At 45.1% G+C, this 13,144-nt stretch carries 5 protein-coding genes and 1 tRNA gene; 3 read left to right on the top strand and 3 right to left on the bottom strand.

Annotation, left to right across the window (positions count from 1 at the left end; genetic code table 11):
• Window positions 1-211: 211 nt before the first annotated feature.
• On the bottom strand, window positions 212-1,258 hold the full coding sequence (locus tag QUA23_RS21795; protein WP_333078100.1) for an endonuclease/exonuclease/phosphatase family protein: 1,047 nt from the start codon (window positions 1,256-1,258) through the stop codon (window positions 212-214).
• A gap of 252 nt (window positions 1,259-1,510) precedes the next feature.
• Here QUA23_RS21795 and QUA23_RS21790 point away from each other — a divergent pair, with 252 nt between their 5' ends.
• The 3 genes from QUA23_RS21790 to QUA23_RS21780 all read left to right on the top strand — a co-directional run bounded on the left by QUA23_RS21790 (window position 1,511) and on the right by QUA23_RS21780 (window position 4,958).
• Complete coding sequence (locus tag QUA23_RS21790; RefSeq protein WP_333041247.1) at window positions 1,511-1,990, top strand: DUF4079 domain-containing protein; 480 nt, start codon at window positions 1,511-1,513, stop codon at window positions 1,988-1,990.
• A 211-nt stretch (window positions 1,991-2,201) separates the two neighbouring features.
• Window positions 2,202-4,811 (top strand): ComEC/Rec2 family competence protein, encoded by a 2,610-nt coding sequence (locus tag QUA23_RS21785; protein ID WP_333078099.1) that lies wholly within the window; start codon window positions 2,202-2,204, stop codon window positions 4,809-4,811.
• Between the two features lie 60 nt (window positions 4,812-4,871).
• Window positions 4,872-4,958: transfer RNA gene (locus QUA23_RS21780), tRNA-Ser, on the top strand.
• A gap of 506 nt (window positions 4,959-5,464) precedes the next feature.
• Here the strand turns inward: QUA23_RS21780 and QUA23_RS21775 are convergent.
• Together QUA23_RS21775 and QUA23_RS21770 are read right to left on the bottom strand one after the other, a co-directional pair.
• A complete protein-coding gene (locus QUA23_RS21775) occupies window positions 5,465-10,939 on the bottom strand; it encodes an AAA family ATPase (protein ID WP_333078098.1) in 5,475 nt (1,824 codons plus the stop codon).
• Between the two features lie 619 nt (window positions 10,940-11,558).
• Window positions 11,559-13,034, bottom strand: a complete 1,476-nt coding sequence (locus QUA23_RS21770) for an NAD(P)/FAD-dependent oxidoreductase (RefSeq protein WP_333078097.1) — start codon at window positions 13,032-13,034, stop codon at window positions 11,559-11,561.
• Between the last annotated feature and the right edge of the window lie 110 nt (window positions 13,035-13,144).

The following is a 13,144-nucleotide window of genomic DNA, read 5'->3' as shown; positions in this document are numbered from 1 at the left end:
GCCAAGTACCCCAAAAAGGAAGAAGAAAGAGGAAGAAGGATAGAAAAATTAATTGCGGGCAATTATCCGAACACGATCTAAGAGGGGTGTGATGGGAGCAAATGTGAGGAGTCACCCTTCACGGATTCGCCAACAGTATCACGATCTTCGCCCGGAGCTTAAATTGACACCAATGCCCTTGTAGTCGCCCCACAAAAGAGTTGTGTACCCCCTAGACTCGTCCCAATTTCGGTCGCATCCGCAGTTCAGCCCACATGGGCAGATGCTCTGAACCAATTGGCGGTAAAACCTTGGCTGATTTCGCCCCCCAGTGCTGAGAATACCAAACATAGTCAAGCCTCACCAGGGGAAAAGTTAATTTCCAGTTTAACTGTTTAACCAGTAAACTCAGATCCCACCCGTGAGGAAAAGTAAAGCCAAAACCCAGTCCTGCTGTTCGGAAAGCATCTTGCATAACCGCTCTCAAATAATAGTAGTCTTGAGAATGGTCAGTCAGATTAAAGTCCCCGGCAGCAATAGTCGGCAGCGTTTCTTTCTGGAGTCGCCGCACTAAATCTTGAATTTGTGCCGGTCGGTCGCCGTACTCGTAAACTGGGATTTTGAGGAAAGGCAAAATTTTATGCTTGCGAAACCACGGTGGGGTTGTTGAAATGTTATAAAGAACTACATCTTGCTGGTTCATTCCGATAATAGCTCGTTCCTGTGGTTCGTTCCCACCGGCTAGCTTTAACTTTTGAAAAGATCGAATGGGATATCTGCTGAGAATCACATGGTATCCGCGCCCCAGGTGGTGCGGGTATAATGCGACCAACTTAGAGAATACTTCTTTGGCGTAATCCTCCTTAATTTCTTGCAAACAAATGATGTCTGGTTTTTCTTCCTCAATTAGGTTGACCAAAGCTTGTGGGGATTTGTGATGCCAGCCGAGGTTGAGAGAAAAAATCTTGAGGGTTGGCTGGGAGTCACTGATGTTCGTCGGCTGGGGAGAAAAGTAGGTGACGTGTAGCCAACCCAGCAGGCAGATGCCAGCCACAGAGGAAAGAATCGCGAACCAGCGTTTCTTTATGATAAAAAACCCTAGAATTGGCAGCAGGAAGATTGGCAAGAAAATCCAAGGAACAAAATCCCCCATCAAGGCAATCGGCCACAGCCTGTCCCAAAAGATCAGTCTCAGAATCAGATAGCTGACAATCAGTGCTGAGTAAGCGTAGGCGAGCAGTTGAGCAATTAGCTGCAAAAATCGGTAAGGCTTAATCATAGCGCCGTCTGCAATAGCCTCCTCTTACGGGTGTGGGCACAAAAAACTGGATACTGCTCAGCTCAAATTACCTGAAATGACCGCTCCCCTGCTGAGACTAGGGAATACACTTCTCCTGTGTTCGGCTCTTTTATTTTATACAGACTTATGGCGGGAAACAGTGATTGAAAATCGCGATCGATATATTGCTATTTAGCGTAAGTTGTTGGTTAAATCAAAATTAGCGATCGCGAAGTTAGGAATCTCAAGCAAATGATAAATCTCAGCGAACTACTAGAACCCATCGCCAGTCAATTTCGCAGTCTGGGAATTCCCGAACCAATTACCCATTGGGGACACCCTGTAATGATGGGGATAGTGGTGGTGGCGATGGGAAGTTTTGTCGGGTATACGGGATGGCAGGGACGTTTGGCCGCCGATAAAGATGTCGCACTCAAAAGTCGCTCGGATCACCGCAAGCTTGCACCGTGGATGTTTCTGTTTCTAGCTTTGGGCTATACAGGCGGCTTGCTGTCGCTGGTGATGCAGCACCAACCAGTCATGGAAAGCCCACATTTTTGGACGGGTTCGGCAGTGCTGGTTTTGCTGGCTGTTGGCAGCTTGATTTCGCTGACGGGTTTTGGAGGCAATAAGCTAGCACTGCGGGCAGTTCACGCTTATTTAGGCACGACGGCCCTTGCACTTATGGTGCTGCACGCGGCTTTCGGTTTAAAATTGGGGCTGTCTATTTAGAAGAGGAAGAGGAAGGGGAAGGGGAAGGGAAAGAATGTAAGGAAAGAAATTTTCCCATAACTTACGCAGGGGTAGCCAGAAACTAGGTTTTTGATCTAAATACACGGCGTTTAGCTTTTTACTCCGCTTGAAAAACCAGGTTTCTTGGGTAAGGAGTGCATAATTCCTGCATCGGTTTCCCTGAAATATTCCCCCTCTGAATTACTAATTAATGAATCAAGCAACGGGTGTCATTTTCTGTCTTGCCTACATTTTGGGGTTGATTTCTACAGCAGTTCCTTGGGGTAGATACGGGATACTTGCTTTGGGAATAGCCGTGGCGATAGCCCTGCCAAAATTGTTGCGAAATTTTACTAAAAATTCCGTCAAAGTTACTAAGAAAAGACGCAGCAGACAAAAAGATAATGCTCTTGAAGCACCCTTAGATGCGAGGGAAGAGTTGAGTTTGTTGGAGATGCTGCCGAGAGCGAAATGGGTGTGGGCAGTAGCAGGTTTGGTGGCATTTCTAGCTAGCATTTATTTTGCAGTTCGATCACCCCAACCGGCAATAGATGACATCAGCAAACTGATTCCGGCTGGCGGAAACACTCAAGAAGTGGCAGTGACAGTTCGCGGTAGAGTTGTCAGTACGCCTCGATTGACTCGATCGGGTCGATCGCAATTTTGGCTAGAAACAGATTTAGTTAGCGAAATCAACGGCGGCGAGGGAGGAGCACTTGTAAACCGCCCAGTATCCGGCAAACTCTACGTTACAGTGCCCCTCCTGCAAGCAACGGGTTTGTACGCCGACAATACGATCGCGGTTGTGGGTTCCTTGTACAAACCGCAGCCGCCGTCGAATCCAGGGGCTTTTGATTTTCAAGCATATTTAGCCAGAGAAGGAGCTTTTGTAGGGCTCAAAGGCCGTCAAATTGACTGGAGGAGAGAAAATGCGATCGCGGATGTAAATCGAGTTAACAGCCAAACGGCTGCTTTCTTGGAGCCAAGCGGGATGCAGCCATCGAAAATTCAAGCGATGCGGCAGCGGATCGTGCGATCGCAACTATCGCAGTTGAATGTTCCAGAAGGGCCCTTGATCAGTGCGATCGCCCTCGGCAAACAAGCAGTAGATTTACCTTACAATATCCGCGACTATTTTGTGCAGGCTGGATTAGCCCACGCGATCGCAGCTTCCGGCACTCAAGTTTCAATGGTTTTGGCTTTAGTTCTAGGTTTAACCCGACGTTTTTCCAAACAATTACAATTTAGTTTGGGCGTCGGTGCTTTATTTTTGCTAGTGGCATTAACTGGCTTTGAAGCTTCAGTATGCCGCGCCGCTTTGATGGGATTTGGAACATTATTTGCTTTGGTGCTGAGCCGCCAAGTTAAGCCGCTGGGATTGCTGTTAATCGCTGCTACTCTTTTACTGCTGGTTAACCCTTTGTGGATTTGGGATTTAGGTTTTCAACTGAGTTTTTTGGCGACTTTGGGGTTAATCGTGACAACGCCCCCGCTGATGGCAAAGTTGGACTGGATGCCTCCCGCGATCGCTTCGATTGTTGTGGTTCCGATCGCCGCTTCAGTTTGGGTGCTACCGCTGTTACTTTATGTTTTTAGTGTGGTATCACCTTACAGCATTTTAGTTAATATTATTGCGGCTCCTTTGCTGTGGATTTTGAGTATTGGAGGCATGGTTAGCGCTTTAGCTGGATTGATTTTTCCGCCCGCTGGCAGTGTTTTAGCGCAACTGCTTGACTATCCGGCAAAGGGGTTAATTGCGATCGCCGAATATTTCTCGCAATTACCCGGTAATTCGGTAGCTGTCGGTCAAGTATCGGTGTTTCAGCTAATAGCGCTTTACAGTTTAATTTGCTGGGTTTGGATCGGGGGAAGTTCGGCAACGAGCAATGTACGGGATGTAACGGATAGAAAAAGGAAGGAAGAAAAAAGACGGAAGCCGGAAGCAGTCAGAGGTAAAAACCAGGAAAAAGGGAAAGGGAAGAAGGGGAAAAGCAGAGTTATTGCGCTGCCGGTTTTTTCTGTGGCTTGGATTTTACCGCTGGCGCTGGTGGCGGGAATAAGTATCATAGTTTTGCCAGCTTGGCACGTTCAAGCATCTTTATTTCAAGTTACTTTGCTGGCGACATCTGGCGAACCTGTTTTAGTAATTCAAGATAGGGGAAAAGTGGCGCTAATTAATAGCGGTGATGAAAATACGGTAAGGTTTACAGTGTTGCCTTTTTTGCAGCAGCAAGGAGTTAATTCTGTGAATTTTGCGATCGCCACTCACGGTCATTTAGGTTTGAGCAGTGGTTGGGGAAAATTACTAGAACGCTTGCCAATTAAAACATTTTATGATAACAAGGCTCCGAAACAAATTCACCGCGGCAACAATCAGGAATTTATGACGGCTGTGCAATCTCGCCAAGGCGTTTACTTTCCTTTAGAAACTAACAGTACAGTTGATCTGGGTTCGACGCGGTTGCAGTTGGTGAATGCGGAGATGCCGGTGGTAGAATTCCTGGTGGGAAATCGAACTTGGTTGCTCCTCGGTGAAATGACACCGGAAGCGCAAAAACAATTGGTCGCAACGGGAACCTTGAAGCCGGCTCAAGTGCTGTGGTGGTCAGGAAAAGCCCTGACGGCTGAGTTATTGGGCGCAGTTGGGCCGCAAGTGGCGATCGCATCTGCTGACGAAATCGACCCAGAAACCGCAGCCCAACTGCGCCAAAGCAAAACTCAGATATTCTGGACAGGGCGCGACGGAGCCCTCCAGTGGACTCCAGCAGGGGGATTTAAGACCACTTTGGAATCTGAAGAAAATCAAACTTCTTTTTTATAAAGATTTACAATCTGGCGCACTGTGCGGTAAAATACTTTTAGCTCACATCTCAAATCACTTGGAGAGGTGGCAGAGCGGTTGAATGCGGTAGACTCGAAATCTACTTTAGGGGTAACTCTAACGTGGGTTCAAATCCCACCCTCTCCGTACATCTAAGCCTCAAGTGGCAAGCGCGCACCTTATTAATGTAGGGTGCGCGCTGCCTATCTAACCCAAATTTCAACGTAGGGCCCGCGCTGTGCACATTATGATGTTAGCGATCGTTCTATCAAAAATGAGTTAATTCAAATAGAGTTTTCAGCTATGAAATTAAACTCCACAATCTCAGTAGCATGATAGCCGTTTTCGTTTCAGTAAGGTAGATGCGTAGAATCTCCAGGGAATTCTTAACTCGAAACCGAGAACAAAAACAGGGAAGAGTTTTTTTGTAAAGCAGGCGGTTGTAAACCGCTGCCTCCATCACTAACTAATAAGGTGCGGACGGAGTATGGGGTAATGAGCCTAGAGTTTTTATTTCCCTAGTTTGTAGTCGCTAGTTCCTAGCCTGAGAGCAAGAGAGCCTGTTTCCCGTTCCCCGTGTCCTCTTTCTTGTAATAACGAGGTTCCAAGTTGGGAGGCGGTGCTCTATGCGGTAAAAGCCTAGCACGAACTGCTCATACTGGAATAGAAATCACAAACTCCGAACCCTGCCCCAAGGAGGAATTCACCACTAATGTACCTCCATGTTTTTCCACAACAATTTGGTGGGCTATAGACAATCCTAATCCGGTTCCTTGACCCACAGATTTGGTTGTGAATAAGTGGTTAAAGATGTTTTCCTTGACTTCATTCGACATCCCCACTCCATTATCCTTAATGCGAATTAAAACCTGATTTTGGTCTTCGCTCAGAGCAGTTTGAACCGTGATTTGATTAGGTCTGACTTTAATTTCCTGAAAAATGCGTCCCTTATTTGACTCCTCCAGAGCGTCAATGGCATTGGCCAGTACGTTCATAAATACCTGGTTTAACTGGCCGGGAAAGCATTTCACGAGGGGCAAATCACCATACTCTTTCACAACTTCAATGGCAGGGCGAAACTCGCTTGCTTTTAAACGATGCTTGAGAATCAGGAGAGTGCTTTCGAGTCCGTCGTGAATATAGAAAGAAACTGGTCGATCGCTATCTGCCCTAGAAAACGTTCTCAAACTCGTACTGATATTGCGGATGCGCTCAACTCCATCCTTCATTGAGCCAATCAATTTGGGCAAATCTTCTCGCAAATACTCCAAGTCCATATCCTCAATTTCTGTTTCAATTTTCCCTCCCGGATTGGGAAATGTTTCTTGATAGAGATCGATCAAATTGAATAAATCCCCGACGTATTCTTGAGCGGGTTGCAAGTTGCCGGCGATAAAGCCTACGGGATTGTTAATTTCGTGGGCTACCCCTGCGACTAAATTTCCTAGAGCAGACATCTTCTCACCTTGCACCAATTGCAGTTGCATCTGTTTGAGATCCTGGATAGACTGCTCTAGTTTTTGGGCATATTCCTGAGATTGTTGATACAGTCGGGCGTTCTGCAAGGAAATTGCAGCTTGGGAGCAAAAGATGTTTAGGATGGCGACGCGATCGCCCGTGAATACCCCTGTTGCTAAATTATTTTCCAAATACAAAATCCCCATCATTTTCCCTCGCTCGCTGATTGGAGTGCAAAGCAGGCTCTGAGGTTGGTGTTGGATTATGTAGGGGTCAGATGCAAATCTTGGTTGATTGCTAGCATCATCAAAAATCAGGGTTTCTTTTGTACGCTTGACGTAGTTGAGCAGGCTCAGAGGAATTACTTCGCTCTCCTCAACCGGAATTGATTGCAGAAGGCAGTCTTGACGGTTTGTGCAGTGGACATTGAGCCTCCAGTTTCCCTCTTCATTCAAAATTAATGCTCCGCTTTGTGCTCCGGAATTCTTCACCACCACTTGCATCAGGGTAGTGAGCAATTGATCGAGTTTAATTTCGCTAGATAGAGCTTGAGAAGCTTTGATAACTGTCGGCAAATCTACTAAGCCCCAACTGCTGGTGCTACCGATAATTGTTCTATTCGTGTTAGATACGGATGATTCACTATGGGTGGATGTGTGAATTGTTTCACTCGGATTCGGGCGAGTTCGCTCCTGTTCCAGGATCACAGCAAGCAATTGAGGATAGCGCTGTTCTAGATGGTCAATCTTTGCTTTTGCTCCCCAACGAGCGTAAGCATAGTAAGCATCAATTAAATAGGGTTTTGCCAGTTTTTCTTTACCCCATTCTAAATAGAATTTAGCAGCGAGTTCGTGAGCTAAAGCTTCTTCGTTGATGTACCCGTTTTCTTTAGCAAGAGCGATCGCTTTGTCGTACATCTCGATCGCTTCTATTTTTTCGTCTAAAACCCGATGCCGTTGAGCCTCCACTAGATAGAATTTATGCAGATGATTCATGGGGGCATGATGCGCCCATTTCTGCATTTTTTCTTGATTAGCTTGTACTCTGTCAAGAATCCTCTGTTGCTCTGACTGTGGAGTATCAGAATACACCGCCAACCTCACTAGAGAATCGTAAAAATGGAAGAGAGGAATAAGAGGCAATCCTACCACTGCGTCCAAATACTTCTCTGCTAAAGCAATATTTTCAATCGCTTCTGAGTAATTTTCAAACCAGTAACTAAGTAAAAGTTTGTTCCAATATATGTAGTAAAGTCCCGTTTTGTCGTTTGCTTGCTGGAGCAGTGGCAACCTGATCTGCTCATCGCAGGCTTCACCCTTTAAGCAGCAATTATTTCCACTATTGTCGAGAAGATTTAAGACAGCCTGCCAATAAATTTCGTGATAATGAAGCGCTGTTGTTTGCATACTTTTATGAAGAGCATTTCTGTAGATTGCCATTTCTCTTTCAAGGACAGTCAGTTCTTTGCCGCTAAAGTAAGCAAAATAGGAGTACAGCATTAGACCAAAGGCAGCATATTGTAAATCTCCTGTATCCATTCCAGTAGAGTAAGCTGATACCAGAGGTTCTAAGGTTTTTCTCAGATGCTCTTTCCAAGGTCGGATAAATATATTTACCATAACGACTGTCTTGGCTTTGATTTCTTGAGAATTCAACTTCGACAATAGATTTAAAGCCAATTGGCCGAACTGATAACCCGAATCAATATCTCCCACAACTCCGCAAAGTAGAAGACCATAATTTGCATAAGCAAACGGAGATACCGAAGCATTACCATATTGGACAGATAAATCTACTTGTTTGCACACCGTCAAAGGCACCAGTTCTGGCGCAGCAATGTATGCCGCAGCAAAGATACTTGATAAAAGTCTCATAGCTGCTAGTTTATAGGGATCGCTCATTTGAGGCAGGTCAATTAAATCCTCAATTTGCTTGCCGTTCAAAATTGACGCAGTTTCCCCTAGTGCCTGCTCAATATCTGACGGGTTCACTTTAGAAGGAAATTCTACTTCCAACAGCTTTAAGACTTGTAGCGCCGTATTAACTGCTTCTAGTAACTTGTTCTGAGCTATATAAGCTTGAATTTGGACTTCGTACACTTTTACTTTGTCCAGCAGCGTTTGGGCGCTGTTTTCCACGACTGCTGCTAATTTTTTCATCTGGTCAAAATCACCGCTGAGATATGCCACTTCTGCTGCTTTTGTAGACAGCGCCAAGGCTAGTTCGTATTGATTATGCCAACAACTTTCTGTCAGTAATTTCCTGCCAATATTGAAGCATTCAACCGCAGCATCATAAGCGGTAGCAGCTTTGGCTTTCTTTCCAGCAACCAGATTCAACTGTGCTAATTGCTCCCGTTGTCCTTCCTGAGTAATTAGCTCAACTCCCACATTTAAGTGGTTGACAATATCAAAAATTCTTTCTTCTCGATCTGCTTCTGGCGTCTTCTCTAACAGCAGGTGACCGATTTTTAAGTGAGTCGAGCGCTTTTGGTCTTCAGGAATGAGAGAATAGGCTGCTTGCTGGACCCGATCGTGTAAAAACTTATATTTGGGTAATTGGTCATGGGTAAATGATAATTGGTCAGATTTTTTCCCATTACCGATTACCGATTCGCTATTCACCTCTGCTTGATAAAACTTATAAACTTCGGTAATGGGTAAAATTAGCCCATCTTCTAGTGCCTTCCATAAATCTGTTGCGGTTTCTACGGGATAACTTTCATCAACAATTGCTAAAGTCCCTAAATCGAACTGATTGCCAATACAAGCAGCTAACTTTAAAACTTCCTGTGTCTGGGTTGGCAACTTTCGCAACTGAAGTGCCATAAATTCTACTACATCATCTGTTAGTGCCAAGGTTCGCACTCGGGCAATATCGCACTGCCAATACCGCTCTTCAAAATTAAATTTAATTAGCCCATCTTCATGCAAAGATTTGAGAAATTGTGTGCTGAAAAATGGATTGCCTTGGGTTTTCTGATAAACGAGTTCTGTCAAAGGCAGAGCCAACGCTGTAGAACAAGCTAGAGTATCGGCTACTAAACTATTTACGTCCGCTCGATCGAGCGGAGCTAAGGTAATCGCATTCACCTTTGCTTCAGTTTTTTGAATATCTGCTAAGGTCAGCATCAAGGGATGTGCTGGAAACACTTCGTTATCTCGATAAGCTCCCATTAATAAGAGATAGCAGTTATCGGTAGCACTCATCAGCAGTTGAATTAATTTTAACGATGCTGAGTCTGCCCATTGCAAATCGTCCAAGAAAATCACTAAAGGATGTTCTTTTGTTGTGAATAATTGAATAAACTTTTCCAATAACAAATTGAAGCGATTTTGACCGGCACTGCCAGAAAGTTCTGGGACTGGCGGTTGCGAGCCGATAATACGTTCGAGTTCGGGAATGACTTCAACTATCACCCCAGCGCTCTCGCCCAAAGCTGCCAAAATTTTTAACTTCCATTCTTCAATTTTAGCATCTGTTTCTGACAGCAATTGTCCCATTAAATCGCGAAAAGCTTGGACAAAAGCACTAAAAGGAAGGTTACGTTGGAATTGGTCGAATTTGCCTTTAATAAAGTATCCTCGCTGTCTCACAATTGGTTTGTGAACTTCGTTGACAACAGCGGTTTTGCCAATGCCGGAGAAACCGGCAACGAGCATCATTTCCGTGCTTCCCCCACTGACGCGCTCAAAGGCCGCTAGCAGGGAGAATACTTCCCTTTCTCTACCGTATAATTTTTCTGGAAGAGTAAAGCGATCGCACAAATCTCGCTCCCCTATTTTAAAGTTAGTCAGCGTCCCTGTCTCTTGCCACTGGGATAAACAAGTTTCCAAATCAAACTTGAGTCCGATCGCGCTTTGATACCGAGCTTCAGCATTCTTCGCCATCAGTTTGCTGACAATCTCAGACAGCACCAATGGAACACTCTGGTTGATCGTTGAGGCTGGGATAGGTTGTTTGGCGAGGTGGCAGTGTACCAAATCCATTGGATCATCTGTTTGAAATGGTAACTTTCCTGTTAGTAATTCGTAGAATGTTACTCCTAAAGAGTAGAAATCTGTGCGGTAGTCAATACCCCTGTTCATCCGGCCAGTTTGTTCTGGAGATATGTAGGGTAAAGTGCCTTCGAGGACGTTAGGATTTTGAATTTCTTGGGTTTCGCGAGGCAGCAGGGAAGCGATGCTGAAGTCAATCAGCTTCACTTCTTTGCTGGTGGGGTTAATCAGAATGTTGGCGGGCTTGAGGTCTTTATGGATGACTCGGTGGCGATAAAGTCCGTCAAGGGCGTTGGCAATTTGAATGGCAATGGGAAGAAACTCGTTAACGGGCAAGCCTTCTAGAGCTTCGTTGCTATCGGATGCGAGACTAGCAAGGTAGTTACTTAAGGAAATTCCGCCAAAGTCTTCCATCACCAGAGCATAGTGGTTATGGTAAGTCTCCAGGCTGTATGCCTTAACACTGCCAGGGATATCTAAGTTTTTAGCAATGATGTACTGGTTGCGAAAATGAAGCAGTTCGTTGAAGCGGGGAAAGTCATTTCGCAGCAGTTTGATCGCGACTGGCTGCCCATTTTCCGAGCGAATGCCACGATAAACTAGAGTTCGATTACCTGCGTATATTTGCTCGTTTATGTAATATCCTTGAACAAGATTTGTGATGCTAGTCATACCTACGTATTCCTACTACTTCTATAAAGCCTGAAGTTTCTGAGAGTTGATATCTACTATTGTCGCTCTATCTGCTGTGGTATTCAGTGTATTACATTTTTCTTAATATACTTTGTGGTTCAACTTATGAAAACACGAGTTTAAAACAATACTTGAATTGTTTATGTAAGAGCTGTTTATACTTGAGTTAAGACTAAGTAGAAAATGAAGGAGGATAAGGCTGAGTGAAGGAGAGCAGTTGATAGAAGAAAAATTTAAGAGGCTACTCAGGTACTTAAAAGTATTTTTGACACCGATGCTTGTATGCGATCGCCTATTAAATGTTAATATATAGTTTAGGTAATAATTTAATGTCATTAATACAATTCGGGCGGAGCGTAATTTAAAGCTGGAAGCAGAGAAAATTGAGTTTGTGTGTCAGATTTGGGATAAATTGGGATTCAGGGAATCGCCAGCCGAATTATTTGTCGAGATGCCACAACAAGCTGCCCAATCTAATAAGTGAATCAGGCATTAAATGCCAAAGTTCATAAGTAGACTATGGAACTAGCCCAAGTCAATTATATTTTGCCACTCAGATACTTACAATTACGAATTACCAATTACCCCTTTGATTTTTTTACTTCCAATACCTGCGCCAGTGAAACAAATTCTCCCACAAATTCTGCATAAAAGTGTTGCTGCCCAAGCGCTGCGACTCCCAAACAGCAGCAGTTTGACCGTTAATTGCCGAAAAACTCGACCAAATATAAGGAAGTTGGGCGATCGCCTCAACCTTCATCCCGTGACGCACAGCCAAGGCGATCGCGTGAATCAACTCAGCAGCTTGCGGCCCCACAATACTCGCTCCCAAAATCTCCCCGTTGCGACGCCCGACAATCTTACAAAAACCAGTTGTATCCCCGGACATTTGAGCTCTTTCAACATTCTTGAAATATTCCCGACAAACAATGAGATCGTCTCCAAAACGGCGCCTTGCTTGCGCTTCAGTCAAGCCAACCCTCGCCAATTGCGGGTCAGAAAAAATCGCCCAAGGAATCCCGCGATAATCTATTTGAAACATTGGCAAAAACAAAGCATTTTTCACAGCAACTGCAGCTTCGTAATTAGCGATGTGAGGGAACGGATAACCTCCAGCAACATCGCCGATCGCGTAAATTCGGTGATTAGTTGTTTGCAGCTTTTCATTTAAAATCACCCCGCGATCGCTGAATTTAACCCTAGCCGCTTCGAGATTTAATGACGAAAAATTGTGCCCTCTACCGGCGGCCAGAAAAATCTCCTCAGCTTCGATCGCCCTTGGCCCAGCTTGAATCCACTTCTTACCATCAATCACCCTCGCTTGAGTCACCTCAGTAGCAGTCAGAATTCGCACTCCTTCAGCTTCCATTCCAGCTTGCACCAAACCAGCAGCCTCCCGGTCTTCTTTAGCCAAAATGTGCGAACTTTTCACCACCAAAGTGACAGCAACCCCCAGCCGAGAAAAAGTCTGAGCCACTTCGACACCGCTGGGATCGGCACCGATTACAGCCAAACTTTTAGGTAACTCTGGAAGTTTTGCTAATTCCCCGACAGTTTCCGAAGTAAAAAAGCCAGCAGACGAAAGTCCTTCAATATTGGGAATCGCCGGCAGAGTTGGACAAGCTAGCAAATAACAAAGCGATCGCAATTTTCGCCCGCCGACAACAAAAGCCAAATCCGGTTTCGCCACAAACTCGCCGCTGCCAAAAATAACATCGACACCGCGAGCAGCCAAAACGCCGAGATCATCAATTTCTGACAAATTAGAAACAACACCCTCGGCCCACTTGAGAACCCCGTCAAACCCTAATTTGATCGGCATGGAGGAATTAGCTACTTCCCAGCGCACCCCCAACTGCTGGCGGGTTATCTGCTGAGCAAAACGAGCAGCCTCCCTCAAAGTTTGGCTGTATCTCAAACCAAGGTCGATCGACTCTTTCCCCCCTGTCGGCAAATCTTGGGAATTACTTAGCGGTTCCACCAAAGCAACGCGAGCCGGGAAATTAGTTGCAGTCAAAGCAGCATAACGTCCGGCCGGAGTTCCACCAATAATCACTAAATCATAGTCAAGCATAAATAAAGAAGTCAGTAGTCAGTAGTCAATAGTCAGCAGTCAGTAATCAGCAGACTTGAATTGCTTTCCTTAGCTCTTAATTCTGGAAATTATCTGCGTTTATCTGTGTT

The organism is Microcoleus sp. Pol1C5 (genome assembly GCF_036701115.1).
Classification (GTDB): domain Bacteria; phylum Cyanobacteriota; class Cyanobacteriia; order Cyanobacteriales; family Microcoleaceae; genus Microcoleus.
Note: the sequence above shows the minus strand (reverse complement) of the source record. Positions and strands in the feature narration are given on the sequence as shown.

Bases quoted from the DNA above. Each gene is read 5' to 3' on its own strand.
- QUA23_RS21795 (WP_333078100.1), bottom strand. From the start codon at position 1,258: ATGATTAAGCCTTACCGATTTTTGCAGCTAATTGCTCAACTGCTCGCC.
- QUA23_RS21790 (WP_333041247.1), top strand. From the start codon at position 1,511: ATGATAAATCTCAGCGAACTACTAGAACCCATCGCCAGTCAATTTCGC.
- QUA23_RS21785 (WP_333078099.1), top strand. From the start codon at position 2,202: ATGAATCAAGCAACGGGTGTCATTTTCTGTCTTGCCTACATTTTGGGG.
- QUA23_RS21775 (WP_333078098.1), bottom strand. From the start codon at position 10,939: ATGACTAGCATCACAAATCTTGTTCAAGGATATTACATAAACGAGCAA.
- QUA23_RS21770 (WP_333078097.1), bottom strand. From the start codon at position 13,034: ATGCTTGACTATGATTTAGTGATTATTGGTGGAACTCCGGCCGGACGT.